Annotated in this window: 24 protein-coding genes; 12 read left to right on the plus strand and 12 right to left on the minus strand. The window is 72.5% G+C overall.

All coding sequences use genetic code 11. The features are described from left to right. Positions 1-67: 67 nt before the first annotated feature. From AC2D9U_RS11340 to AC2D9U_RS11350, 3 genes are all read left to right on the plus strand, one after another. Positions 68-1078, plus strand: a complete 1011-nt coding sequence (locus tag AC2D9U_RS11340; protein ID WP_484748938.1) for an aspartate-semialdehyde dehydrogenase — start codon at positions 68-70, stop codon at positions 1076-1078. Between the two features lie 94 nt (positions 1079-1172). Continuing rightward, complete coding sequence (locus AC2D9U_RS11345) at positions 1173-3971, plus strand: ATP-dependent DNA helicase (RefSeq protein ID WP_484748941.1); 2799 nt, start codon at positions 1173-1175, stop codon at positions 3969-3971. 49 nt (positions 3972-4020) lie between these two features. After that, positions 4021-4455, plus strand: coding sequence for a tellurite resistance TerB family protein (locus AC2D9U_RS11350; protein WP_484748944.1), 435 nt, complete (start codon positions 4021-4023; stop codon positions 4453-4455). On the opposite strand, the gene AC2D9U_RS11355 is transcribed toward AC2D9U_RS11350, so the two are convergent. The 3 genes from AC2D9U_RS11355 to AC2D9U_RS11365 all read right to left on the minus strand — a co-directional run bounded on the left by AC2D9U_RS11355 (position 4448) and on the right by AC2D9U_RS11365 (position 7781). Then, entirely contained in the window at positions 4448-4768 is a 321-nt protein-coding gene (locus AC2D9U_RS11355) for a hypothetical protein (protein ID WP_484748947.1), read from the minus strand. The genes AC2D9U_RS11350 and AC2D9U_RS11355 overlap by 8 nt on opposite strands. A gap of 36 nt (positions 4769-4804) precedes the next feature. Continuing rightward, positions 4805-6871 carry a protein-disulfide reductase DsbD family protein gene (locus tag AC2D9U_RS11360; protein ID WP_484748950.1) on the minus strand — a complete coding sequence of 689 codons (2067 nt, stop codon included), beginning with the start codon at positions 6869-6871 and terminating at the stop codon, positions 4805-4807. A 181-nt stretch (positions 6872-7052) separates the two neighbouring features. Further along, complete coding sequence (locus AC2D9U_RS11365; RefSeq protein ID WP_484748954.1) at positions 7053-7781, minus strand: DUF4189 domain-containing protein; 729 nt, start codon at positions 7779-7781, stop codon at positions 7053-7055. A 227-nt stretch (positions 7782-8008) separates the two neighbouring features. On the opposite strand from AC2D9U_RS11365, the gene hrpB reads away from it, so the two are divergent. From hrpB to AC2D9U_RS11390, 5 genes are all read left to right on the plus strand, one after another. Beyond that, on the plus strand, positions 8009-10453 hold the full coding sequence (gene hrpB / locus AC2D9U_RS11370) for an ATP-dependent helicase HrpB (protein ID WP_484748957.1): 2445 nt from the start codon (positions 8009-8011) through the stop codon (positions 10451-10453). A gap of 51 nt (positions 10454-10504) precedes the next feature. Next, on the plus strand, positions 10505-11599 hold the full coding sequence (locus AC2D9U_RS11375; protein WP_484748961.1) for a S1C family serine protease: 1095 nt from the start codon (positions 10505-10507) through the stop codon (positions 11597-11599). Between the two features lie 78 nt (positions 11600-11677). Next, positions 11678-12358, plus strand: coding sequence for a winged helix-turn-helix domain-containing protein (locus AC2D9U_RS11380; RefSeq protein WP_484748965.1), 681 nt, complete (start codon positions 11678-11680; stop codon positions 12356-12358). Between the two features lie 19 nt (positions 12359-12377). Next, positions 12378-13805 (plus strand): sensor histidine kinase, encoded by a 1428-nt coding sequence (locus tag AC2D9U_RS11385; protein WP_484748968.1) that lies wholly within the window; start codon positions 12378-12380, stop codon positions 13803-13805. A 70-nt stretch (positions 13806-13875) separates the two neighbouring features. Continuing rightward, positions 13876-14175, plus strand: coding sequence for a hypothetical protein (locus tag AC2D9U_RS11390; protein ID WP_484748969.1), 300 nt, complete (start codon positions 13876-13878; stop codon positions 14173-14175). A 21-nt stretch (positions 14176-14196) separates the two neighbouring features. Here AC2D9U_RS11390 and AC2D9U_RS11395 read toward each other — a convergent pair whose 3' ends face one another. The 4 genes from AC2D9U_RS11395 to AC2D9U_RS11410 all read right to left on the minus strand — a co-directional run bounded on the left by AC2D9U_RS11395 (position 14197) and on the right by AC2D9U_RS11410 (position 16304). After that, entirely contained in the window at positions 14197-14847 is a 651-nt protein-coding gene (locus AC2D9U_RS11395) for a LolA family protein (protein ID WP_484748970.1), read from the minus strand. A 43-nt stretch (positions 14848-14890) separates the two neighbouring features. After that, entirely contained in the window at positions 14891-15142 is a 252-nt protein-coding gene (locus AC2D9U_RS11400; RefSeq protein WP_484748972.1) for a DUF3126 family protein, read from the minus strand. 61 nt (positions 15143-15203) lie between these two features. Beyond that, the gene (locus AC2D9U_RS11405) at positions 15204-15521 is read right to left on the minus strand and encodes a hypothetical protein (protein ID WP_484748973.1); all 318 of its coding nucleotides are present in this window, start codon (positions 15519-15521) and stop codon (positions 15204-15206) included. Positions 15522-15548: 27 nt separating this feature from the next. Next, positions 15549-16304, minus strand: coding sequence for an HpcH/HpaI aldolase family protein (locus AC2D9U_RS11410; protein WP_484748975.1), 756 nt, complete (start codon positions 16302-16304; stop codon positions 15549-15551). A 142-nt stretch (positions 16305-16446) separates the two neighbouring features. Between AC2D9U_RS11410 and AC2D9U_RS11415 the strand changes: the two genes are divergently transcribed. The 4 genes from AC2D9U_RS11415 to AC2D9U_RS11430 are packed head-to-tail and all read left to right on the plus strand — an operon-like array spanning position 16447 to position 20778. Next, positions 16447-17313 carry a dimethylarginine dimethylaminohydrolase family protein gene (locus tag AC2D9U_RS11415; RefSeq protein WP_484748977.1) on the plus strand — a complete coding sequence of 289 codons (867 nt, stop codon included), beginning with the start codon at positions 16447-16449 and terminating at the stop codon, positions 17311-17313. Next, the gene (locus tag AC2D9U_RS11420; RefSeq protein WP_484748980.1) at positions 17310-18704 is read left to right on the plus strand and encodes an FAD-binding oxidoreductase; all 1395 of its coding nucleotides are present in this window, start codon (positions 17310-17312) and stop codon (positions 18702-18704) included. The genes AC2D9U_RS11415 and AC2D9U_RS11420 overlap by 4 nt, the downstream gene beginning before the upstream one ends. Before the next feature lie 2 nt (positions 18705-18706). After that, positions 18707-19909: an MFS transporter gene (locus AC2D9U_RS11425; RefSeq protein ID WP_484748984.1), complete on the plus strand. Its 1203-nt coding sequence runs from the start codon at positions 18707-18709 to the stop codon at positions 19907-19909. A gap of 32 nt (positions 19910-19941) precedes the next feature. Next, positions 19942-20778, plus strand: coding sequence for a universal stress protein (locus tag AC2D9U_RS11430; protein WP_484748987.1), 837 nt, complete (start codon positions 19942-19944; stop codon positions 20776-20778). A 124-nt stretch (positions 20779-20902) separates the two neighbouring features. On the opposite strand, the gene AC2D9U_RS11435 is transcribed toward AC2D9U_RS11430, so the two are convergent. The 5 genes from AC2D9U_RS11435 to AC2D9U_RS11455 form a co-directional block, all read right to left on the minus strand. Further along, a complete protein-coding gene (locus AC2D9U_RS11435; protein ID WP_484748989.1) occupies positions 20903-22087 on the minus strand; it encodes a CaiB/BaiF CoA transferase family protein in 1185 nt (394 codons plus the stop codon). Beyond that, the gene (locus AC2D9U_RS11440) at positions 22087-23040 is read right to left on the minus strand and encodes a hydroxymethylglutaryl-CoA lyase (protein WP_484748990.1); all 954 of its coding nucleotides are present in this window, start codon (positions 23038-23040) and stop codon (positions 22087-22089) included. The genes AC2D9U_RS11435 and AC2D9U_RS11440 overlap by 1 nt, the downstream gene beginning before the upstream one ends. A 1-nt stretch (position 23041) precedes the next feature. Continuing rightward, positions 23042-23695, minus strand: a complete 654-nt coding sequence (locus AC2D9U_RS11445; RefSeq protein ID WP_484748994.1) for an IclR family transcriptional regulator — start codon at positions 23693-23695, stop codon at positions 23042-23044. After that, complete coding sequence (locus AC2D9U_RS11450; protein ID WP_484748997.1) at positions 23695-24666, minus strand: Bug family tripartite tricarboxylate transporter substrate binding protein; 972 nt, start codon at positions 24664-24666, stop codon at positions 23695-23697. The genes AC2D9U_RS11445 and AC2D9U_RS11450 overlap by 1 nt, the downstream gene beginning before the upstream one ends. Positions 24667-24762: 96 nt before the next feature. Then, on the minus strand, positions 24763-25650 hold the full coding sequence (locus AC2D9U_RS11455) for an SMP-30/gluconolactonase/LRE family protein (protein ID WP_484748999.1): 888 nt from the start codon (positions 25648-25650) through the stop codon (positions 24763-24765). Positions 25651-25697 lie beyond the last annotated feature (47 nt).

Below are 25697 nucleotides of genomic sequence, written 5' to 3' on the forward strand. Positions count from 1 at the left end.
AGTTTCGCGCCGCGCCGTTTCGCGCTACACGCCCGCTTTCGATGAACCTCAACAAGGAACGAGGACAATGCGGGTCGGCGTGATCGGTGCCACCGGGGCGGTGGGGCGGGAGCTGGTGGAGGTCCTGGGGCGGCGGCGCTTCCCGGTGACGAAACTCCGCCTCTTCGCCTCGGGCCGCAGCGCCGGCACGGTCGTGCAGACCCCCTTCGGCGCCGTGACGATCGAGGAATTCACCCTCGAGCGCGCGCGCGACCTCGATCTCGCGCTGCTCGCCGTCTCGGGCGATTTCGCCAAGCAATATGCCCGCAAGCTGGTCGAGGCCGGTGTGGCGGTGGTGGACAATTCCTCCGCCTTCCGGCTCGAGGATGACGTGCCGCTGGTTGTGCCCGAGGTGAATGCGCACGCCATCGGCGAGTCCCGCCTGATCGCCAACCCGAACTGCACCACCGCCATCGCCGTGGTCGCCCTCGCGCCGCTGCACGCGGCCTTCGGGCTCAAGCGCGTCATCGTCTCCTCCTACCAGGCGACCTCCGGCGCCGGGGCCGAGGGCATGGCCGAACTCGAACGTGAGACGAAGCGCGTGCTGAATGAGGGCGAGCCCGCCCGCAACGAGGTCTTCGCCCACCCCATCGCCTTCAACGTCATCCCGCACATCGATGTCTTCCAGCCCAACGGCTACACCAAGGAAGAGATGAAGGTGACCTGGGAGAGCCGGAAGATCATGGGTCTGCCGGGCCTCGCCATCTCCTGCACCGCGGTGCGCATCCCGACCATGCGCGTGCATGCCGAGAGCATCACCATCGAGACCGAGCGCCCGATCACGCCCGAGGCCGCGCGCGCCGTGCTGGCCCGCGCCGCCGGCGTGGTGGTGGTGGATGAGCCTGCGGCCAAGCGCTACCCGATGGCGCTCTCCGCCACCGGCAAGGACGATGTGGAAGTGGGCCGCATCCGCCAGAGCCTCGTCTTCGGCGATCACGGCCTCGATCTCTTCGTCTGCGGCGACCAGCTGCTGAAGGGTGCGGCGCTGAACGCCGTGCAGATCGCCGAGCGCATGCCGGCCCTGCAGGTTCCCGCATAGAGCACTATCCGTCCTTTTGGACGGATTTCGTGCTCTACAACATTCTTCTTATTTCGCGGTTTGTTCACGGGACTCATGCTGCCATAAGGGCGGCATGAGTCGCCCGAGCGAATCCCTCAAAGCGCCCCGCCTGCTGCTGCCCGACAGCCCCGCCCTCATCGCGGGCTTCGGGCGCGGCACGCTGCTGACCCCTGACGGCGAGATCTTCGCCGAGCCCGCGCTGCAACTCGGGCGCCGGTTGCGGGAGATGCCGCCGCCGATGGTGGTGCACGCGCCGGCCACCGCGAAGCGCCTGGGCATCGGCGGATTTCCGGCCTGCGACCTGCTTGAACTCTTCGCCTTCTGCCTGCCCGCCCGCCCCGCCGCGCCCACGCCGCGCGGCCTGGCCCTCGCACTCGACCTGCCCTTGCCCGCGGATGACGAGGCCGCCGCCGCGCTCCTGCCCGAGATCGCCACCACCCTGCTGCGGCACCTCGCCGCCGGGCGCAACGCGCCCCTGAACCGGGACGCCGCCGCGCTGGCCGCCAAGCTCGGCGCCGAATCCGGCTGGCCCTGGGCAGAGAGCGTGCTCGCCGCCCTCGGCCAACCCGAGGCCAAGCCCTCCCTCGATGCGCTGAAGGTCTGGCGCCGCCTGCCGGACTGGGAGGATGAGGCACCCCCGCCCCCGCCCGCGCACCACCCCATCTCCCCCGCCGAGGCCCGCCGGCGCCTGGCCGAGATCCTGGGCGAGGGCGCCGAGCAACGCCCGCAACAGGCCGACTACGCCTCCGCCGTCGCCGCCGCTTTCCAGGCGCGGGAAGCCCCCGGCACGCCGCATTTCGTCCTCGCCGAGGCCGGCACCGGCACGGGCAAGACGCTCGGCTATGTCGCCCCCGCCAGCCTCTGGGCGGAGCGCAACGGGACGCCGGTCTGGATCTCCACCTTCACCCGCAACCTCCAGCGCCAGATCGACCAGGAAACCGCGCGCCTCTACCCCGACCCGGTGGAGCGCCGCCGCCGCGTCGTGGTCCGCAAGGGGCGGGAGAACTACCTCTGCCTGCTGAACATGGAGGAAGCGGCCGGCGGCGCCGCCCTGGCCGGCATGCTGCTGCCGCTCGCCCTGGTTTCGCGCTGGGCGCTGGCGACGCGCGATGGCGACCTCCAGGGCGGGGATTTTCCCGGCTGGCTGGTGGAACTCTTCGGCGCGCATGCCGTCTGGCCGCTGGCCGACCGGCGCGGCGAGTGCATCCACTCCGCCTGCGGCCACTACAAGCAATGCTTCGTCGAGCACTCCATCCGTCGCGCGCGCGGCGCCACGCTGGTCATCGCCAACCATGCGCTGGTGATGATCCAGGCCGCCCTCGGCGGTGGCGAGGATGGCCGCCCGCTGCGCCTCGTCTTCGATGAGGGGCACCATCTGTTCGACGCCGCCGACGCCGCCTTTTCCGCCGAACTCACCGGCGCCGAGACGGCCGAGCTGCGCCGCTGGCTGCTGGGCGCGGAGGGCGGGCGTTCCCGCGCGCGGGGCCTGGCACGGCGGCTGGAGGAACTCATCGGCGACCGCGCCGACCTGCTGCTGCCGCTGGAGGAAGCGCTGCAGGCCGCGCGCGCCCTGCCCGGGCCGAACTGGGCCGCGCGCCTCGGCGATGACCGGCAGGAGGACCCGCACGGCGCCACCGAGACCTTTTTACGAGCTGCCCGGCGCCAGGTCCTGGCCAGGGCGCGCGATGAGGAGGCCGGCTATGGGCTGGAATGCGACCTCCACCCCCTCGCCCCCGAGGTGATCGCGGCTGGTGCGACGCTGCGCCAGAAGCTCTCTGCCCTGCACACGCCCCTCAAGGCGTTGCATGACCGGCTTCAGGCGCGTCTGGAGGATGAGGCCGAGGAGCTGGAAGTCGGCCTGCGCATCCGCATCGAGGCCGCCTGCCGCGGCATCGAGCGCCGCGCTTTGGTCCCGCTCGCCGCCTGGGGCGCGATGCTGGGAATGCTCGAGGAATCGCCCCGCCCGCCGGGGATGCGCCCGCAACATGTCGATTGGTTCGCGCTCGACCGGCGCGAGGGGCGGGAGGTGGATTGCGGCATGCACCGCCACAGCCTCGACCCCACCGAGCCCTTCGCCACCGTGGTCGCCGCCCCCGCCCATGGCGTGCTGGTGACCTCCGCCACGCTGCGGGATGCGGCCGACGCGACTGACGATGACCCCGAAGCCGTCTGGCGCGCCGCCGAATCCCGCACCGGGGCGGCGCATCTGCCCAGCCCGGCCATCCGCGCCGCCGTCGCCTCGCCCTTCGACTATGCCACCCATACCCGCGCCTTCGTGGTGGATGACGTGAACAAGGCGGACCCGGCGCAGGTCGCCTCTGCCTATCGCGCGCTGTTCCTGGCGGCCGGCGGCGGGGGGCTCGGCCTGTTCACCGCCGTGCGGCGGCTGCGCGACGTGCATGGGCGCATCGCCCAGCCGCTGGCGGAGCGCGGCATCCCACTCTACGCGCAGCATCTCGACGCCATGGACAATGCGACGCTGGTCGATGTGTTCCGCGCCGAGGAACATTCCTGCCTGCTCGGCACGGATGCGATGCGCGATGGCGTGGACGTGCCCGGCCGCTCCCTGCGTTTGCTGGTCTTCGACCGCGTGCCCTGGCCGCGCCCCTCCATCCTGCACCGGGAGCGCCGGACGCATCTCTCCGAGGGCCAGCCCAAGGCGCATGACGACGCCATCGCCCGCTACCGGCTGCGCCAGGCCTTCGGGCGACTGATCCGCCGCGCCGACGACAAGGGCGTCTTCGTGCTGCTCGACCGCTCCTGCCCCTCGCGCCTGCTGGCCGGGCTGCCGGCCGGGGTGGTGGTGCACCGGATGGGCCTGGCCGAGGCGGTGGCCCAGACCCGCGCCTTCCTCGAGACGCCGGACGCTTGACCCGCGCCCCCTGCCAGTGAACACCCGCGCCATCCTCGGAGTACCCGCCATGACCAGCCGCGCCGACCTTCATGTCTCGCCCTTCAACGTGCAGGAGGCGCTGGTCTGCGCCATGGTGCTGATGTCGGTGGCGGATGGGCCGATGTCGGATGCCGAACTCGCGATGATGTCGCGCCTGGTGCAGGAACTGCCGGCCTTCTCCGACTTCAACAGCACGGGGATCGAGACGGTGACCGATGCGGTGGCCAAGCTGCTGCGCCGCGCGGATGGCATCGACCAGGCCGTGACGCTGATCCACGCCGCCCTGCCGATGCGCCTGCGCGAGACCGCCTATCTGCTGGCCTGCGAGGTCTGCGCCGCGGATGGCGAGGCGACGCAGGCCGAGCTGGAATTCCTGCAGGATCTGCGCATCGGCCTCGACCTCGATCGCCTGATCGCCGGCGCCATCGAGCGCGCGGCCAAGGCGCGCTACCAGGTCATCTGAAGTCGCGCAGCCGCCGGTCCGGCGGTGGCATGATCTGCGGCTGCACCAGGATCTCGGGCTGGATCATCCAGGGCGATTGCGGGTGCAGGTTGGCGGGTGGGTTCACCGCCTCCCCGCAGGCGGGGCGAAGGATCCCGCAGTTCCAGCGATGCCCATCCGCCGTGCCGGTGATGCTGCCGCCGCGCTCGAAGCGACATTCGCAGAGCGTGCCCGCCATGCAGGCCACCGCGCCGGCGCGGGCCGGGGTGCAGGCAGGGGGCTCCTGCGCCGCGGCGGGCAGGCTCGCCAACAGAAACAGCAGGGCGCGCTTCATCGCGCGAGGATGGGCCGCAACAGGTGAACGCGGCGTTTACCCGCCCAGCGCCTCGAGCAGCAGCGATTCCGTCAGGATCTGCGGCAGCACCACCGGCACGGCCGATCCGGGCGCGTAGTAGAGGTAGAGCGGCACGCCATCGCGCCCCTGCGCGCGCAGCATGGCGCCAATGGCGGCGTCGCCGCGCGTCCAATCCGCCATGAGATAGGCGATTCCGCGTGCCGCGAAGGCGTCCTGCACCGCCGCGGTGCGGAGCGCCACGCGCTCATTCACCTTGCAGGTGATGCACCAGGCGGCGGTGGCGTTGACGAAGACCGGCCGGCCCTCGGCCACCAGGGCGGCGACCCGTGCCTCGGACCAGGGCTCGGCGCCCGTCTCGGCCGCAGCGGCCACGGCCGGCGCGGCGGAGAGGCGCGGCAGCAGCGCCAGCGCCGCGAGCAGCGCCACCCCCGCCGCCGCCACGCCGGCGATCCGCCCGCGCCCGGCCCCGGCCCGCTGCGCCTGGCCCAGCGCCCAGAGCCCGGCGGCGAGCAGCACCGCGCCGGCCAGGCCGAACATCACGCCCTCCGGCCCGGATTGCTGCGCCAACACCCAGACCAGCCAGGCGGCCGTGGCATACATCGGGAAAGCCAGGCCCTGGCGCAGGATCTCCATCCAGCGTCCCGGCCGGGGCAGCCGCGCGGCCAGGGCGGGAAAGACGCCCAGCAGCGCATAGGGGGCCGCCATCCCCGCCCCGAGGGCGAGGAACACCGCCATCGTCTGCGGCGCGGGCATGACCAGCGCCGCCCCCAGCGCGGCCGCCATGAAGGGCGCGGTGCAGGGCGTGGCGAGCAGCACGGCCAGCCCGCCCGTGGCGAAGGCGCCCAGATGCCCGCCCCGTGCGGCGAGGGATTGCCCCGCGCCCACCGGCCCGCCCATGGCGAAGACGCCGGACAGGTTCAACCCCACCGCCATGACCAGCCAGGCCATGCCCGCGACGAAGGCGGGCTCGGTGAACTGGAAGCCCCAGCCCGCCGCGCTGCCGCCTGCGCGCAGGCCCAGCAGCAGCCCGCCGATCGCCGCGAAGCTCAGCAGCACGCCGGCCGTGTAGCTCGCCGCATGGGCGCGCACCTCGGCCCGCGCCCCGCCCGACAGCCGGGCCAGCGCCAGCGCCTTCATCGCCAGCACCGGGAAGACGCAGGGCATCAGGTTCAGGATCAGCCCGCCCAGCAGCGCGAGGCCGATGGCGAGCAGGAAGGAGGTCTCGGCGATGCCCTGGGCGGGGCCCGCGATGCCGGCCTCGAGCGTGAAGGCCGCCCGCTGCCCGCCGCCATCGCGCAGCACCAGTGTGCCGGACAGCGCCGCCGGGGTGGCGCCCGGCGCGAGGCTCAGCCCCAGCGTCAGCGCGCCCTGCGACACGCGGATCGGCTGCGGCGCGGTGTTGTCGATCACCCCCGGATCATCGGGGAAGAAGAAGGCGTCGCGCACCGTGGCGGGGCCGAGCAGCGGCGCGCCCAGGCTGAGCGAGGCGCGCCCGGCGCTGGCGCCGGCCTGGGCGGTGCCGATCCAGGGCCGCGGCAGGCGATCCTCCGCCGCCTCGAAGAGCGGCGCGGCCAGCGGCGAGGGGACGGCGCGGGCGGCGACCGGCAGGGTGAGCGTGAAGCTGCCCGTCTCGGGGATGCAGACCTCGGCGCAGACCAGCCAGGTGGCTTCGGCGCTGATCGCGAAGCTGTCGCCGGGGCGCAGGCTGGCCGGCACGCTGACCGGCAACGGCAGCAGGACCTCGTTCTTGTAGCCGAAATTCACCAGCGGCCCGTAGGCGATGCGCTCGGGCGCGGGCCACTGGAAGCCGCTGGCGCTGGCCCCTTCCGGCAGGGTCAGGGTGATCTCGGGCGGCGCGCCCGCATCGCCGGCATTGCGCCAGTAGCTGTGCCAACCCTCCGCGAGCCGCAGCCGCAGCCCGAGGCGGAAGCTTTCGCCGGGGGCGATGGCGGCGACATCGGCGAGCAGCGTGGCGCTGGCCTGGGGCGAGCGCACGGCCGGGCTTTCCACCGCCAAGGCGGGAGAGAGCTGGGCGGGAAGGGCCAGGGTCAGGCCGAGCAGCAGGGGCAGGGCACGCAACATCACCCGCGCCTCATAGCACGAAGGGGGCGCCCTTGGGCGCCCCCCTCCTGTGCCTTCGGAAGTGACGAAGTGTGAAACACTGGCGGGCGGCGAAGCCGACCGAGGCGCCGACTGGCGCCCGCCGGCTGTCCGGCGAGCCAAGCCCGCGGAGCGGGCGCCCGGCGCTTGAGGGCACCAGGCGTCAGCCGCGGCTGCCGCAGGTCGCGGCGGTGATGCGGCAGGTGGCGCGGGGGTCCTTGGAGCGGCACTCGGCCATCGCCTGCTGCTCGGCGGCCTGCTGCGTCGCACCGGCGCCGCCCGAGGCCGAGGTCACGACGTAGGAGTTGGGGTCGGAGGTGATGAACAGCGCATGCGGGCTGCGCAGGATGCCATGCGCCACCGCGCCGCAGGCAGCGGCGAATTCGGCCACCACCCGGCAGCCCTGGCCGCGGGCGGCGCACTGGCGCTCGGCCATCTGGTGGGCGGCCATGCGGTCCGTCCCGCCGGCCGAGATGCCGAAGGAGGCCGAGGGGGCGCGGCCGGCATAGATCACCGCGATGGACTGGCGGGCGCCGCCGGCGGGGGCGGCGGTGTTCATCGACACCGGCCGGGCAACCGGGGCGGCCGGCGCGGCGGCCACCACGGGCGCGGCGAGCGGGGCGGCGCTGCGGCCGCGGCCGGTCGCCTCGGCGGTGCCGCTGCGGTTCTGCTGCGTGACGAAGGAGGCCGCGGCGGCGCAGCGCACGGTGCAGGCGGCCAGGGCCTGCTGCGTGGCGCCACCCGGGCGGCTCATCGCCTCGGCGGCGCAGGTGCTGCGGCACATGTTGGCGGCCTGGGCCTGGGTGGCGCGGGTGGCGGAGGGGGCGGCCAGGGCGGGCAGCGCCACCAGGGTCATCAGGGCGGCGGCGGCGGCGGTGAAGATCGGGCGCATCGGGGTGGTTCCTGCTTCCTTGGGGGGGAGGCACCCGGTCGGGCGCCTCGTCGTGGAAGCGTTTTCGCCGTGTTGTCTTGCACGCGAATGTCGCGCGGCGGGCGACGGTTTCAGGGTATCGGCAACATCCGGGGCGATAACGTCGCGGGTCGCGCCGTATTTCACCGCGGGTGAAACATTGCCGGGCTTTGTTTCCTCGCCGCGCCCCGTGCCCTACGACACGCAACATGGAACTGCCCGACCTGCCCGTCTCCGAGGCCCTGCCGCGCCTGAGCGCCGCCCTGGCCGAGGGCTCCAACGCCGTGCTCGTCGCCCCGCCGGGCGCGGGCAAGACCACGCTCGCACCCCTCGCCCTGATGGCGGAGCCCTGGGCGGCGCAGGGCCGGATCCTGGTGCTGGAGCCCCGCCGCGTCGCCGCCCGCGCCGCCGCGCGCCGCATGGCGGATCTGCTGGGCGAGCCCGCGCCGGGTGGGACCATCGGCCTCGCCACGCGGCTGGATCGCGCCTTCTCCGACCGCACGCGGGTGGAGGTGGTGACCGAGGGGCTGCTCGTGCGCCGCCTGCAATCCGATCCGGGGCTGGAGGGCGTGGCCGGCGTGCTCTTCGACGAGGCGCATGAGCGCAACCTCGACACCGACCTCGCGCTCGCCTTCTGCCTGGATCTCCAACGGGCGCTGCGGCCCGAGCTGCGGCTGCTGGCGATGTCGGCCACGCTGGATGTGGGCCGGTTCCGGGATCTGCTGGGCGGGCCCGTGATCGAGAGCCTCGGCCGCGCCTATCCCGTGCAGGTCGAGCACCGCGCGCGCGACCTCGCCGATCCGCGCGACCTGCCCGAGGCCATGGCCGGCGCCATCCGGGCCGCGCTGGGGCAATATCCGGGCGATGTGCTCGCCTTCCTGCCCGGCTGGGGCGAGATCCGTCGCACCGCCGAACGGCTTTCGGGCATCGCCGCCGAGGTGCTGCCGCTGCACGGCGAATTGCCGCCTGCCGAGCAGGATCGGGCCTTGAATCCGTCCGATAGAAGAAAGGTCGTGCTGGCGACCTCGATCGCCGAGACCTCGCTGACCGTCCCCGGCGTGCGGATCGTGGTGGATGGGGGCTTCCGCCGCACGCCGCGGCTCGACCCGGCCTCGGGCCTGTCGCGGCTGGTGACGGTGCGGATCAGCCGGGCCGCGGCCGAGCAGCGCGCCGGCCGCGCGGGGCGCACCGCGCCGGGGGTCGCGATCCGCCTGTGGTCGGAGGCGCTGCACCGCGGCCTCGCGCTGCAGGACCGGCCCGAGATCCTGGAGGCCGAACTCTCCGGTCTCGCGCTCGATTGCGCCGCCTGGGGCGCGGCCCCGGCTGACCTTCCCTTCCTCGACCCCCCGCCTTCCGGGGCGCTGGCCGCCGCGCGCGGCCTGCTGCGCGACCTCGATGCGCTGGATGGTGATGGGCGTATCACCGCCATGGGGCGCGGCATGGCGCGGATGGGCACGCATCCGCGCCTCGCGCGCATGATGCTGGCCGCGACCGATGAGGGCGAGGCCGCGCTGGCCGCCGACCTCGCCGCGCTGCTGGAGGAACGCGACCCCATCCGGGGGCGGGAGGCGCCGGCCGACATCAATCTGCGCCTGGAATTGCTGCATGGCGCGGATCACCCCAACGCCGATGGCGCGACCATCCACCGCATCCGCCGCGCCGCCGCCCTGCACCGGCGCCGGCTGCGCCTGCATGGCAATGCGCTGCCGGGGGGCGAGGCCGGGCCCTTGCTCGCCGCGGGCTTTCCGGACCGCATCGCGGCCAGGCGCGGCACGATGGATGGCGCGTTTCGTCTGGCTTCAGGCCAAGGTGCCCGGCTGCCCGCGACCGATCCGCTCGGCAAGTCGCCTTTGCTGGCTGTGGCCGACCTGGAGCTCCAGGGCACCGAGGCGCGCATCCGCATGGCCGCGCCCCTCGACCTTGCCACGCTGGAGGCGCGCTTCCCCGAGCGTCTCCGCTGGGAGGAAAGCGCCGCCTTCGATGCCCGCGCCGGGGCGGTGCTGGCGCGCCGGCGCCGGCGCTTCGGCCCGCTGGTGCTGGAAGAGCAGATCCTGCCCACGCCCGACCCCGCCACCATCGCCGCCGCCCTGGCCACCGCGCTCGCCGAGCGGGGCTTCCGCGAGCTGGATTGGACACAAGCCGCGCAGCAACTCCGCGCCCGGCTGCGCTGGCTGCACCGGCTGGAAGGCGCGCCCTGGCCCGATGTCAGCGACGCCGCGCTCAGCGCGAGCGTGCAGGAATGGCTCGCCCCCTTTCTCGCCGGCCGCACGAAATTGACCGAGGCGAAGGCGCTGGACGTCACGGCGATGCTGCGCGCCCTGCTGCCGCATGAGCTGCAACGCCGGCTCGACGCCAGCATGCCCGCGCGGGTCGAGTTGCCCGGCGGGCGCTCGGCCGCCATCGACTATGACCGCGAGACGCCGACCCTCGAGGCCCGGGCGCAGCATCTGTTCGGCCTCGCGGCCATGCCGCCGCTGGCCGGCGGGCGGCTCGCGCTGCAGGTGGCGCTGCTGAGCCCGGCGGGGCGGCCCATCGCCGTCACGGGCGACCTCGCCGGTTTCTGGAAGGGCGGCTGGGCCGAGGTGCGCAAGGAAATGCGCGGCCGCTACCCGAAACATGCCTGGCCGGAGGATCCTTCGCGCCCGGATGGTTGAAGCCCGGGCCTTCCGGCGACACTTTAGCAGTCCGCCGAACCCGGAGCTTCCATGTCCCGTCCGCTCAGCCGCCGCGACCTTGGCCTGCTTGCCCTGCTGCCGCTGACCGGCTGCGCCGCGCCGCCCGCCACCGCCCAGCGCGCCGCCCTTGGCGGCCTGCCGGATTTCGCGGACCTCGCCGAGCGCGTGCTGCCCGCCGTGGTGAATATCGCCGTGAGTGGCGAGGCCCGTGCCGAGATCCCGCCCGAGATGCGTGGCACGCCCTTCGAACGCTTCTTCCGCGACCGGCGTGGCCGGGGGCCGCAGATGCAGGGCGCGGGCTCGGGCTTCATCATCGACCCGAGCGGACTGGTGGTGACCAACAACCACGTCATCGGCAACGCCACCCGCGTGCTGGTGGCACTCCAGAACGGGCGCGAATACCAGGCGCGCGTGGTCGGCGTGGACGAGCTGACGGACCTCGCGCTGCTGCGCATCGAGGAACGCACCGCGCTCCCTTCCGTGCCGCTCGGCTCCTCCGCCGCCATGCGGGTGGGCAATTGGGTGCTCGCGGCGGGCAACCCCTTCGGCCTTGGCGGGTCCATCACGGTCGGCATCATCTCGGCGCGCGGGCGTGAGATCGGCGCCGGGCCCTTCGACGACTTCATCCAGACCGATGCGCCGATCAACCCGGGCAATTCCGGCGGGCCGCTGTTCAACATGGCGGGCGAGGTGATCGGCATCAACACGGCGATCTACTCGCCTTCCGGCGCCTCGGCCGGCATCGGCTTCGCCGTGCCTTCCGACATGGCGCGCGGCGTGATCGAGCAGCTGCGCAATGGCGGGCGGGTCGAGCGCGGCTGGCTGGGCGTGGCGGTGCAGGACATGCCGCCCGAGGATGTCGGCCGTCGCGGCAGCGCGCCGGCGGCACGCGGCGTTCTGGTGGCCGGCGTCGAGCGCGGCAGCCCCGCGGCGCGGGCAGGGCTGCGCCAGGGCGACGTGGTGCTCTCGATCAATGGCGACCGGGTGGATACCTCCCGCGCCCTGGTGCGCACCATCGCCGCCGTGCCGCCGGGCCAGACCGTGCGCCTGTCCATCCTGCGGGAGGGCCGGCCCACCGACGTGCCCGTGCAGGTCGGCCGCCGGCCCGTGCAGCCCCAGGGGTGAGGCCGGCGTTTCGTCAGGGTTGAGGTGGCCCTGCCCGCGCCGTAATCTCGGCCGGCCGAGTCGAACTGGAAAAACCCCATGCGAATCCTGCTGGTCGAGGACGATGCCGAGGTCGCCCGTTTCGTGAAGAAGGGGCTGCATGAGGCCGGGCATACGGTGGAGCACGCGCCGAACGGCCGCGACGGGCTGTTCATGGCGGCCTCCGAGGGCTTCGACATCCTGGTGCTGGACCGGATGCTGCCCGGCGGCGTGGATGGCGTGCGCCTGGTCGAGACTCTGCGCGGCCAGGGCAACCGCACGCCCGTGCTGTTCCTCTCCGCTCTGAGTGCGGTGGATGAGCGGGTGAAGGGCCTCAAGGCCGGCGGCGACGACTACCTCACCAAGCCCTTCGCCTTCGCCGAGCTGCTGGCCCGTGTCGAGGCGCTGGGCCGCCGCCCGGCCGCCGAGGCGCCGACCACGCGGCTGAAGGTGGCGGATCTCGAGCTCGACCTGCTGAGCCGCACGGTGACGCGCGCGGGCAAGAAGATCGATGTCCAGCCGCGCGAATTCCGCCTGCTGGAACACCTGATGCGCCATGCCGGGCAGGTGGTGACGCGCACCATGCTGCTTGAGAAGGTGTGGGACTACCATTTCGATCCGCAGACCAACGTGATCGACGTGCATGTCAGCCGGCTGCGCCACAAGCTCGACAAGGGCTTCGACAAGCCGCTGATCCACACGGTGCGCAACGCCGGCTACATGATCCGCGCCGAGGCCTGACGGCCCGGGGCCGCAGGCCGTGTCCCCCCCGCCCGCACCGCCGCTCGGCATGACGCCGCCGGGGTCGGAGCCGCCGCTGATCGGCCTGTTGCGAAGCGCCTCGGGCCGATTCGCACTGCTCTTCACCGCGCTTTTCGCCACCGCCGCCACCGCGGCCGCGGTGGTGCTGTGGTGGAACACCGCCGGCGCGCTCGACCGGCAGGTGGATGCCGCGATCCGTGCGGATGGCGTCGCCCTGGTCGAGCGCCACCGCAATGACGGCGTGCCCGCGGTGGTGGCGGCGATCGAGGACCGGCTCGCGCTCGATGTGCAGAACGAGTCGCTCTATCTGCTGGTCGATCCGGCGGGGAAGCTGCTGGCCGGCAACCTCGACGCCTGGCCGGCCGAGGCGGCCTCTGACCAGCCCTGGATCCGCATGCCCCTGCTGCGCGACGGCGCGGCGAGCGAGGCGCGGCTGCTGCGCATCGACCTCGGCGGCAGCGCGATCCTGCTCGTCGGGCGCGACGTGGCGGAGAAGCTGCGGCTGCGCGCCCTGCTGTCGGAGGGCATCGCCTGGGCGGCGTCCTCCTCCGCCGCCATCGCGCTGCTCGGGGCCTGGATGCTGCGCCGCGCGCTCGAGCACCGGCTGCGCCCGGTCTATGGCACGGCGGCGGCGATCGGTGCGGGGGACCTCACGCGCCGCGTCCCGCTCTCCGACCGCAAGGACGAGTTCGACCGCCTGGGCGGGACGATGAACGCCATGCTCGACCGCATCGCGCAGTTGATGGAGGGCGTGCGCGGCGTCTCCGACGCCATCGCGCATGATCTGCGCACCCCCATCGCCCGCGCCCGCGCCAAGCTGGAAGAGGCGCTGGTCTCGGCGCAGGACGAGGAAGCCCTGCGCGCGGCGGTGGAGCAGGGGATAGCCGATCTCGACAACATCGCGCGCATCTTCAAGGCGGTGCTGCGCATCGCGGAGGTGGAGGCGGGCTCGCGCCGCGCCGCCTTCGCGCCGCTCGACCTCGCCCCCGCCTTGCGCGATGCAGCGGAACTCTATGAGGCCTCGGCCGAGGTCGGGGGGCAAGCGCTGCTGGTTGACGTGCCCGAGAGCCTGCCCCTGGTCGGGGACCGGGACCTGCTGCTGCAGGCGGTGGCGAACCTGTTGGACAATGCGCTGAAATTCACCCCCTCGGGGGGCAGCGTGCGGCTTTCCGCGGACAGTGCGGGCGGCTTCATCACCATCACCGTGGCGGATGACGGGCCGGGCCTTACCGCCGCGGATCGCGAGCGGGTGGGCGAGCGCTTCTTCCGCGCCGATGCGGCGCGCAGCACGCCGGGATCGGGGCTGGGCCTTTCCCTGGTGCGGGCGGTGGCGGCGCTGCATGGCGGGGAGGCCGGGTTCCGGGACGCCGTGGCCGGGCGCGACCCGCCGGGGCTGGCGGTGACGTTGCGCCTGCCGAGTGTGTGATTTCGCCGAATGACCTGACATTCATGGTATGGACACGGCGGCGATCACTGCCCCGGTGCATGGTCCGGGGATGCGCCTTGCCCGCCTGCTGATCGTGCCTCTGCTCGCCACCCCCCTGTTGGCCGAGGCAACCCTTGCCGAACAGCCGATCCGGGTGACCACCGACACGGCAGAGTATTGCGGGCTCCTCGCCGCACGGCTGTCCAGCCAGCCGGGCGCCAGCCAGCCCAGCGTGCAGACCCTGGCCGCCGAGGGCGTGCGGCTGTGTGACACGGGCCATACCCGCACCGGCATCGCCAAGCTGCGCCGCGCGCTGCGCACGGTTCAGGGCACCAGCCAGGGCAATGTGCTGCAGGCCGGCGGGCAGTAGTCTCTCTGCTGGCCCGCGCCTTTACCGGCGGATCCCCTCGGCTTCCAGGAAGCGCGGGTCGTTGAAGTCGAAGATGCGGTTGTCGGGCCGCACGCTGGTGTCGATGGCCGAGAGCGTCACCGTGGTCTGCCGCCCCTGCGCATCCAGCACCGCCCATTGGCGCAGCTGCATCGGGTTCTCGTCGAAGACCAGCGTCAGGCGCCCCTCCGCCGGCTGGCCGGTGCGGGAGAGCGCGATTCGCAGCAACCCGCCCGATCGCTCGGTCGCGGTCACGGTGATGTCGCCGGAGAGGCGGATCTCGTCGCGCAGCAGCAGGCCGAGCGGGGTGGAGGCGGCCGGGACGATGTTGGGCTGGCCGAGCTGCCGGTCCAGCATCATCACCTGCCCACCCGAGGCGACCAGCAGGATCGGCTCCGGCGGGTCATAGTCGAAGCGCATGCGGCCCGGCCGGCTGATCCAGGCCACGCCCTCGGCCGAGGCGCCGTTCTGGCCGATCTGCAGGAAGCGCGCGCGGAGCGTGCGCATGGCGTTGAGATAGGCCTCCACCCGCTGCACCGCCGCCCGGTCGATGGCGGCCGGGGCAGGGGCGGGCGGGCGTGGCGCGGGCTGGGCCAGCGCCGGCACAGTGGCGACAAGCCCCAGGGGCAGCAGCAGCAGGCGACGACGATCCATGACCTTCAGATGGCCCATCGGGGCGCCCGATTAAAGCCTGCGCTCAGCGACGGCCGCGCGCGGCCGGCGGGGGCGGGGCGTCGGCGGGGGGCAGGTCTTCCTCCAGCACCGTCAGCGTGACGGCGTAGGAGACCTCGCCCTCCTCATCGTCGCGATGCACCGTGCCGATCACCTCGCCATCCACCGCGACCTCCACCGTCAGCCCGGCGCGGGGCGGGGCGACCAGGCGCACCTTGTCCGACCCCAGCAGGCGCTGGAGATAGGTCTGAACGCGCAGGATCTCGGCGGGCTTCATCCGGGAACAACTCCAATTTGCGAAAAGCGGCGCCCCCTATGCACCCTGGGACGGGAGGCGGCTACCCTCCGCCCATGCGCGAAAACACCATCGCATCGCGATTGGCCTGCATGAGCATGGTGAAGCCGGTGATGCTGTCGAGGCCGAGGCCGATCGGCAGGCCGGTATCGGGGTCCGTCTGCACGGCGCCATAGGCCGCACCCGAGACCTTCTCCCACTTCCCGGCCGGCTTCTTCACCTCGACATTCACCACCGTCGCCTTGAAGACCAGCCGCACGATGGCCTCTTTCGGCGCGCGCGGCTTGGTCAGGCTCGGCATGCCGGCGATCATCTGCCAGCCATTGGCGAGCGCCCAGCGTGTCAGTTCGTCCTTGTCCATCGCCGGGCGCTCTCCTTGTGGTGGCGTTCAGCCCTTGGCGATGGCGACCTGGGCGCGGGCGGCGGTCAGCATCAACCCGCTGTCGTTCATGATGGTGGCCAGGTTGAAGCCGCGCTCGAACATCTGCTTCGAATAGGCACCCGTCATGGTGTGGATGCCCACCTTCACGCCGGCCTTCTGGGCCGTGTTGCGGATGTGATCCAGGATCGCCAGGAATTCCGGCTCCTGCCGGTCCTGCAGCGGCTTCATGCCGTAGCTGAGCGAGAGGTCCGAGGGGCCGATATAGATCGCGTCCACGCCCGGCACGGCAACGATCGCCTCGAGGTTCTCGACCGCGGTCTTGGTCTCGATCATCGGGATGACCAGCACATCCTCATTCGCCGCCGCCGTGTCGCCGGCCGCGCCGTAGATGCCGCTGCGGATCGGGCCGAAGCTGCGGGTGCCATGCGGCGGGTAGCGGCAGGCGGAGACCAGGGCGCGGGCCTCGGCCTCGGTGTTCACCATCGGGCAGATCACGCCCTTCGCCCCGCCATCCAGCACCTTGCCGATGATCCCGGGCTCGTTCCACGGCACGCGCACCATGGGTGTCACGCCATGCGGCTGCATGCCCTGGAAGCAGGCGACCATGGACATGTAGTCCTGCACGCCGTGCTGGATGTCCACGGTCAGGCTGTCCCAGCCCGCCTGCGCCATGACCTCGGCGGTGAAGCCGGAGGGGATGGCGAGCCACCCATTGACCACAGGTTTCCCGGCCGCCCAGGCCGCCTTCACGCCATTTGCCATTGGATCTGGTTTCCTCACGCTCTCATGCGACGTCAGTTGTCGTATGACCGACGCTAGGCCCCACCTTGCGGAGCGTCAACGCGCCCCTGCCTCCCTTTGGGCGTGCTTGTCGCGCAACCCTGCCCAAGGCACCTTGTCCGCCATGCCCCGCTTCCAAGTCGCCAGCGAGACCGGCCGCCTGACCGAGGTGCTGGTCTGCCCGCCCGAGCATTACCGCTGGATTCCCACCAACGCCGTCGCGCGCCGCACCCTGGCGAGCCATGGGATGCCCGCGCCGACGGACCTCGCCGCCCAGCATGACGAGTTGGTGGCCGCGCTCGAGCAGGCTGGCGTGCGCGTGCACGCCCAGCCGCCCGCCGCGCACCTGCCCTACATGGCCTATACGCGCGACCCGGTGGTGGTCACGCCCTGGGGCCCGCTGCTCGGCCAGCTCGAACGCCCGCAGCGGCGCGGCGAGCAGGCCCGCGCCATCGCCTGGCACGCCGCGCAGGGCAGCGATTTCTGGCGCATGGGCGATGCCGGCACGCTGGAAGGCGGCGATGTGCACCTCATCCGCCCTGGCCTCGCCGTCATCGGCATGAGCGGCGGGCGCACCGACGCCGCCGGGGCGGAGCAACTCGCGCGGTGGCTGCGCGCCGAAGGCTGGGAATGCCGGATCGAGCCCTTCGACGAGCATTTCCTGCATTTCGACCTGCTCTTCTGCATGGCTGCCCCGGGCCTGGCCGTGGCGTGCCTCGACGTGCTGGAGCCCGATTTCCTGGCCTGGCTCACGGGTCATCGCATCCGTTGCATTCCCGTGCCCTACCGCCAGGTGATGCAATTGGGTTGCAACATCCTCGCCCTGGGCGGGGACCGCGTGATCTCGGCCCGCGCGAGCACCGATCTCAACGCCGCGCTGCGTGCCGAGGGGCTCGACGTGCTCGACCCCGACTTGTCCCTGTTCACCGCCGGCGGCGGCGGGCCGCATTGCCTGACCTGTCCGCTGGTGCGCGAGGAAAAGACGCCATGAACACCATCGCAGCCCGCCCCGTGGATGCCGTGATCGCCGCGGCCCGGGACTTCCTCGGCGAGCGCATGACCACCAACGCCGCCATCCGCGAGCAGCACAGCCGTGGCGAGGACAGTTCCGCGCCGACCCTGCCCGATGCCGTCGCCTTCGTGGAAACCACCGCGGAGGTCGCGCGCATCGCCGCACTCTGCCACCAGCACGGCGTGCCCCTGGTGCCCTTCGGCGCCGGCACCTCGCTGGAGGGGCATGTGAATCCGGTGCGCGCGGGCATCAGCCTCGACCTCTCGCGCATGACGGCGATTCTCGAACTCAATGAGCAGGACATGGATGTCCTGATCGAGCCGGGCGTGACGCGCCAGCAGTTGAACGAATTCCTGCGCGACAAGGGGCTGTTCTTCCCGGTCGATCCGGGCAGCCATTGCACGCTGGGCGGCATGGTCGCCACGCGCGCCTCGGGCACCAATGCGGTGCGCTATGGCACGATCCGCGAGAACACGCTGGGGCTGGAGGTCGTGCTGGCCGATGGGCGCGTCATCACCACCGGCGGGCGCACGCGCAAGGCCTCCAACGGCTATGATTTGACGCGGCTCTTCGTCGGCTCGGAGGGCACGCTCGGCATCGTCACGAAGATCCGGCTCCGCCTGCACGGCATCCCCGAGGCGATGAGCAGCGCGGTGGTGCAATTTCCTTCGCTGGGCGCGGCGGTGGAGAGCGTGATCCAGGTGATGCAGATCGGCGTGCCGGTGGCGCGGATCGAGTTGCTGGACGAGGACATGATGGAAGCCGCCATCGCCTTCTCGAAGCTCGAAGGGTTTTCGCGCACCACCACGCTGTTCCTGGAATTCCACGGCACGGAGGCCGGCGTGAAGGAACAGGCCGAACTGGTGGAAGCCATCACCGCCGAGCATGGCGCGGAGGGTTTTCGGTGGGCGACCGATCCGGCGGAACGCGCAAAACTGTGGAAGGCGCGGCATGATTCCTACTGGGCCGGCGTCGCCTGGAAGCCGGGGCACAAGGCGCTGACCACTGATGTCTGCGTTCCCATCTCACGCCTCGCCGAGGCGATCGTCGGCGCGAAGGAGGAAGCCCGCGCGCTGGGCCACACCACCTGCATCGTGGGCCATGTCGGCGACGGCAATTTCCACCAGATGGTGCTCTACGACCCCAATGATCCGCAGGGGCTCGAGCGCGCCTGGGACATGGACAAGCGCATCGTCGCGCGCGGCCTGGCGCTGGGCGGCACCTGTTCGGGCGAGCACGGCATCGGGCTCGGCAAGCGGGAGTTCCTGGAACAGGAGCACGGCACGGGGGCGATGGATGTGATGCGCAGCCTGAAAGTGGCGCTCGACCCGAAGGGCATCCTGAATCCGGGGAAGATCTTCAGGAATTGAGCGTGACCGCCTCCGCCCGGGGCGTCACGATCGCGATTCTCGTGCTGTGCCTCGGCCACATCTTCTCCAACGCCGTGCGCACCATCCCGGCGATCGCGGTGGATGTGCTGACGCGCGACCTGGGCATCTCCGCCGATATGCTCGCGCAGCTCACCGGCGTCTTTCCCTTCGCCTTCGCCGCGGTGATGATTCCCGTGGGCGTGGCGCTCGATCGCTACGGGGTGAAGCGGGTTTCGCTCGGCCTGCTGATCGTCGCGGGCAGCGGCGCGGTGCTCGGTGCGCTGGCGAGCGGGCCATGGTCGATGCTGCTGGCGCAGGCGGTGCTGGGGGCTGGCTGCTCGGGCATGCTGATGTGCCCCATCACCTTCGCCGCGCGCGGCCTGTCCACCGCGCGCTTCGCGGTCTGGTCGGGCGTGATCCAGGCGGTGGGCAATACCGGCATGCTGCTCTCCGCCAGCCCCCTCGCCGCGCTGATCGAGGCGGTGGATTGGCGCGCGGGCTACCTGGCCTGCGCCGCCATCGCCGCCATCGCCATTCCCGCCGTCCTGCTCCTGGTGCCGAATGACCGGCCCGAATCGCGCCCCGCGCGCAGCCCGATGCAGGATGCGCGCGAGCTGGTGCGCATCGCCTTCCTGCCCGCCATGCGCGGCGTGATGGTGCTGGCCCTGGCCTCCTTCGCTTCGGTGCTCGGGCTGCGCGGGCTCTGGGGCGGGCCCTGGCTGATGGAGGTGAAGGGGCTTGATCGCATCGCGGCGGGCAATGTGCTGCTCGCCTGCACCTTCGCGCTCGCGGCCGGCCCTGCCCTGGCCGGGCTGGTGCTCCGGCGCGTCGGGCGTGCGCCGGTGCTGCTGGCCGGCAGCCATCTGCTCGCCGCCACGTTGATTCTCGCGGTGATCGCCGGCGGGCCAGCGGGGCCCTTCGGGGCGCTGCCGATCTGGTGGGACACGCTGATGCTCTCGGCCTTCGGGCTGGTCATCTCCTTCCAGGTGCTGGGTTTCTCCATCGTCCGCGCCGCCGTGCCGCCCGAGCAGGCGGGGCGCGCGCTCTCGGCCATGAATGTCTCCTTCTTCCTCGGCGCGGCGCTGCTGCAGGCGGGCTCGGGCGTGATGGCGGGGCTGAGTGGCGTGGCGGCGGCGCTGGCGACCTTCGCCGTGGCGCTGATCCTGTGCAGCGCGGGCTTCATGGCCCTGACGCCGCGCCGCTGAGCGGCTACACTCGCCCTTCGGAGGAGTTCCCGATGCTGCGTTCGATCCTGGTCGCCCTTGATGACACGCCCGGCGCCCATGCGGCGCGCGACCTGGCCTTCGCGCTGGCGCGCCGGCATGGCGCGGCGCTGAGCGCGGCCGTGGTGCTCGATCACCCCCACACGCACAGCGAGCATGAGGTGGTGCCGCTTGGCGGGGCCGCCTTCAAGGCGCGGCGCGATGCGGCGCTGGCCGCGCGCGCCGATGCCGAGGCCGCCGCCGCCTTCGGCGCCTGCGCCGCCGCGGCGGCGGACACGCCCTATACGGAGCTGCGTCTGCCCGACGCCCCGGAGCCCGCTTTGCTCAAGGCCGGGGCGACGCATGATCTGGTGGTGATCGGCCGCGACAGCACGCTGGGGCTGGAGCAGCTCGATGATGGCGTGGCCCCGGTGATCGAGGCGCTGCTGAAGGATGGCGCGCGCCCGCTGCTGGTGGTGCCGGAGGTGATGGCGGGCCGCGCCGATGGGCCGATCCTGGTCGGCTATGACGGGTCCATCCCCATCATGGCGGCGCTTCAGCTTTTCGCGCTGATGGGCCTGGCCGAGGGCGCACCCGTGCAGGTGGCGAGTGCCGCCGCGACGCGCGAGGAAGCGCTCGCCCTGGCGGAGGAGGGCTGCGCCTATCTGCGCCACCACGGCATCACCGCCACCCCGCTGGCGATGCTGGGCGACCGGCCCGCGGACCTGCTGCTGGCCCAGGCCGAGGCCTTGGGCGTGCGCATGATGGTGCTGGGGGCCTTCGAGGTCGGCGGCCTGCGCCGCCGCCTGCTCGGCAGCGCCACCCATGTGCTGCTGCGCGAGGCGCGGGTGCCGGTCTTCATCCACCGGTAGCGGCGCCCTCAGTCGCCGGGCGCGGCCTCCGGCCGCTTGGCTGCGCGCCGACGCGCTGTGGCGCGGGTTGCGAAGCATCCTCTGCGCGCGCGGCCGCTTCCGCGGCCGAAGCGGTGGCGGCGTCTCAGCCCGCCAGCACGCCCGCCTTCTGCAAGGCCGCGATCTCGTCTTCGCTGTAGCCCAGCTCCGCCGCCAGCGCCGCGCCCGCGCTGCCCGGCGCGTGCAGCTCGCCCGCCCCGCCGGGGCGCGCCCCGTCGAGCGTGACGGGCAGGGCCGGCAGCTTGATCGGGCGGCCATCGGGCAGGGTCATGGGCACCAACCCGCCCGAGCCGTTCAGGTGCACGTCGTCGAACAGGTCGGCCGGCTTGCCGATGGGCGCGAAGGGCAGGCCCAGCGCCTCGCACTTCGCCATGAGCTCCGCCTTGGTATAGGCGCGCAAGGCCTGCGCGACGCGCGGGATGGTGCGCGCGCGCTCGGTCACGCGCTGCTGCTTGGTGGCGAGGGTGGGGTCGGCGGCCAGATCCTCCAGCCCGAAGGCGGCGCAGAAGGCGGGCCAGGAGGTGTCGGTGACCACACCCACGAAGACCTGCCCGCCATCGGCCGTCTCGAACACGTCATAGACCGGCCAGGCCGGCAGGCGCGTGGACATGGGCGGGGGCGCCACGCCGGTGATCACCGTCTGGGCCATGTGCTGCGCCATCAGCAGGGCCACCGTCTCGAACAGCCCGGCCTGGATTTCGCCGCCCTTGCCGGTGCGCGCGCGCTCGGCGAGGGCGGCCTGGATGCCGATGACGGCGGAGAGCCCACCCATGATGTCGATCACCGAGGAGCCCGCGCGCAGCGGCCGCCCCTCGAGCCCGGTCATGTAGGCAAGCCCGCCCATCATCTGCACGACCTCATCGAGCGCCGTGCGGTGCTCATAGGGGCCAGGCAGGAAGCCCTTGCAGGAGCAATAGACGAGCCGCGGGTTGATCTGCGCCAGCTGTGCGTAGCCGAGCCCGAGCTTGGCCATGGCGCCGGGCCGGAAATTCTCGATCAGCACATCGGCCTTCGCGACCAGCCGATGCACCAAAGCGAGCCCCTCGGGCTTCTTCATGTCGACGCAGAGGCTGCGCCGGCCGCGCCCGAAGGCGGCGTAGAAGCCGGTGCCTGAACCCGTGAGGTGGCGCGTGGAATCCCCCGCGGGGGCGGGTTCCACCTTCACCACCTCGGCCCCGAGATCGGCCAGCACCATGCCGGCTGTCGGGCCCATGACCATGTGGGTGAATTCGACGACGCGCAGGCCGCTGAGGGGCGTGGGGCTCGTCATCAATAGGCTCCCACGCCGGCGGGCTGCCAGCCGGTGGGCCGGCCGGCGCGGGCGAAGGCGCCATGCAGGCTCTCTTCGGGCAGTGCCTCGGCCAGGATGGCCCGCGCGGCGACCAGCGCGTCCAGGTCCACCCCCGTGCGCAGCCCGAGCGATTCCAGCAGGAACACCAGATCCTCCGTCACGATGTTGCCCGAGGCGCCCGGCGCGAAGGGACACCCGCCCAGCCCCGCCAGCGCGCCGTCGAACACCCGGATCCCCTCCTCCACGCCGACCGTCACATTGGCCAGCCCCAGGCCCATCGTGTCATGCAGGTGCAGGCTGTCGCACAGCCCGCCGATCTCGGCCTGCACGGCGCGCAGCACGCGGCGCAGATGGGCGGGGTTGGCATAGCCGGCGGTGTCCGACAGCCCCACCGAATCGCAGCCCATCTGTGCCAGTTGCACGGCCATGGACACGACATCGGCGACCGGCACCTCGCCCTGCAGGGAGCAGCCGAAGGCAGTGCTGATCGCCCCTTCCAGCTTCGGGCGCGTCTGCGCATCGCGCGAGCGCAGATAGACGGCGACGTTGCGCGCTTCCTCGATCTGCTCGGCGCGCGAACGGCGCAGATTGGCCTGGCTGTGCGCCTCGCTGGCCGAGAGGGTCAGCGTGACCTTGTGCGCGCCCGCCGCGACGGCCGATTCGGCGCCGCGCAGGTTGGGCACCAGCACCGCCACGTTCAGCCCCTGCAGCCCGGCGGCATAGCGCGTCACCTCCGCCGCATCGGCCATCTGCGGCACGAGGCGCGCGGGCACGAAGGACGCCACCTCGATCTCTGCGAGACCGGCGGCGGCCAGGGCCGCGATCAGGCGCTTCTTGGTGGCGGTGGGTACCACCGTCTCCACCATCTGCAGGCCGTCGCGCGGGCCCACCTCGCTGACCAGCACGTCGCGGGCCGTGGCAAAGCCGAACATCCTAGAGGTCTCCACCCAAGCGTCGTGACAGATCGGACGCCGCCTTGGCGACGGCCGCAAGATGGTCGGGCGCGGCTTGCGCAATTCGCGCCCGCGGGCCCGAGACGCCGAGCGCCCCGGCGAGGCTGCCGCCGGGGCCGAAGACGGCGCAGGCGACCGCCGCCGTCTCGGGATTGCGCTCGCCCAGCGTCACCACGGCGCCGAGCGCGCGCGGGTCCTCCGCCGTCAGCACCCGCCCGCCCGCGCCTTCCGGCAGGGCCACCAGGTCGCCGGCCGAGAGGTCGTCGCGGATCGGGCTCGGCGAGCGCACGCGCGCCAGGCACAGCCGGTGCGTCGCGTGGCGCACCCAGAAGGAGGCCGTCTCCCCGGTGGCGAGGGCGAGGTTCTGCAGCAGCCCGGGCAGATGCGCCTCCACCGGCTGCGCCCGGGCATAGAGCGCGCCCCAGCGGAACAGCATCGGCCCGAGCGCCCAGCGCCCATCGGGCAGGCGCGCGGCGCAGCGCGATTTCTCCAGCGAGCCGAGCAGCCGCAGGATGGTGCTCTTGTAGAGCCCCGTGCGGGCCGCGAGTTCGGCGAGGCTGAGCGCGGCCTCGCCCTCCCGGAAGGCGCCGAGGATCGAGAGCGCGCGATCCACGGCGGCGACACCCTCATTCATCAGCCGGCCCGCACCCCGGCCTCGCGCAGGATCACGGCCCATTTCGCCATCTCGGCGGCGATGAATTCCTGCGCCTCGGCCGGGCTGTTGCCCACCAGCCGCTCGGCGCCAAGTTCCAGCAGCCGCGTGCGCGTGGCGGGTTCGGCCAGCACGGCCGCGACCTCCTGCTGGATGCGGGCCAGCAGCGGCGCGGGGGTGGTGGCGGGGGCGAGGATGGCCTGCCAGACCATGAAGGTGGCGTCGGGGAAGCCAAGCTCCGCCATGGTCGGCACCTCCGGCATCACCGGGCTGCGCGCGGGGCCGGAGACGGCGAGTGCGCGGGCACGGCCGCCCTGCGCCAGGGCGAAGCCGGTCAGCCCGGCATCGTAGAGCATGTCGAGCGTGCCGGCGGCGAGGTCGAGCGCCGCGGGCGCGCCGCCGCGATAGGGCACCTCGGTCATCTTCAGCCCCGCCGCGCGCAGGAAGAGCAGCGCCACAAGCTGCAGCGCCCCGCCGCCGCCGGTGCTGCCATAGGTCAGGCGCTCGGGGTTGGCGCGGGCGAAGGCGACCAGATCGGCCAGCGTGCGGTGGGGCGAGTTGGGCGGCACCAGCAGCACCATCGGGCTTTCCGCCACGATGGTGACGGCGCGCAGATCCGCCGCCGGGTCGTAGTCCAGCTGCGGGTAGAGCGCCTTGGTCACGGCATGGCCGATGTTGTGGAACAGCAGGGTGTGGCCGTCGCCGGCCGATTTCGCGACGAAGGAACTGCCGATCGCCCCGCCCGCGCCGGTGCGGTTCTCCATCACCACGCGCTGCGGCAGGCGCTGGGAGAGCCGGTCCGCCACCAGCCGGCCGATGACATCCGTCGCACCCCCGGCGGCATAGGGCAGGACCATGCGGATGGGCCGGCTCGGCCAGGGCTCCTGCGCGCGGGCCGGGGCGGCCAGCAGCAGGGCGGGGGTGGCGAGCAGGGCGCGGCGGGGCAGGGCCATGGCGGTTTCCTCAGCGTGTTCTGTCAGACAGAATGTCGTTCTATTTGTAGGTGCTGTTTGCGCCGGGCGGGTTTTCGCCGTCAAGCACAACTTCGCTCAGGGCGGCGGGATATCGGCCGCGAGCAGGCTGCCGGAGTGGCTCTCCGTGATCACCAGCGTGCGCCCATCCGGGGCGAAGGCGCAGTTGGTGGGCATGCGCCCGAAGCCGGTACAGTCGATGCGGTGCGTCGCCACCCCGTGCGGATCGACCACCCAGACCTGCCCATGGCCCGGATTGGCGACGAAGAGCCGGTCATGCGCGTCCATCGCCATGCCGTCCGGCCCCGAGGTCCCGGCCGGGGTGCGGAAGAACAGATTGGCCTTGGCCACCAGCGCATCGGGGCGCAGCGCGAAGCGCCAGACCTCGCAGGCGCGCGTCATCGCCACATGCAGATGCGTCGCCCCGCGGTTGAGCACGAGCCCGTTCGGGCTCGGCCCGTTGCCGATCAGCCGGTCGAGCCGCCCATCGGGATGCAGCCGATAGACCCGGCCCGAGGGATCCTGCAGCCCGGTCTGTCCCTGGTCGGTGAACAGCACCGAGCCATCCGGGTGCAACACCAGGTCGTTGAGTCCCTTGAACCCCTCGGAGAGCACCGTCTCCAGCACCGGCGCCATGGCCCCGCTGCGCGGGTCGAGGGTGAGCAGCCCGTGGCGGTAATCCGCCACCAGCAGGTCATCGCCCCGCGCGGCCAGGCCGTTCGGCCAGCCCTCATAGGTGGCGATGGCCTCCCAATGCGTCCCGGCCACGCGGAAGATGCGGCCATGCGGGATGTCGGTGCAGAAGAGGTTCCCCGCCGCGTCGAAGCACGGCCCCTCGAGGAAGGAATCGACCGGCGCGCCGCCGCGATTCGCATCGCCCCAGGCGGAACGCTGCGGCCTGCGCAGCGCGTCAGGCAGGCGGGAGAGCAGGGCGGGCGCGATCACGCGCGGGGCTTCGGTCCACATCCGTCAAGCCTTGCGGCGGGGCCGCGAAGGACGCAAGGTCCGGACCC

It is taken from the genome of Roseomonas sp. TF40 (assembly GCF_057219975.1).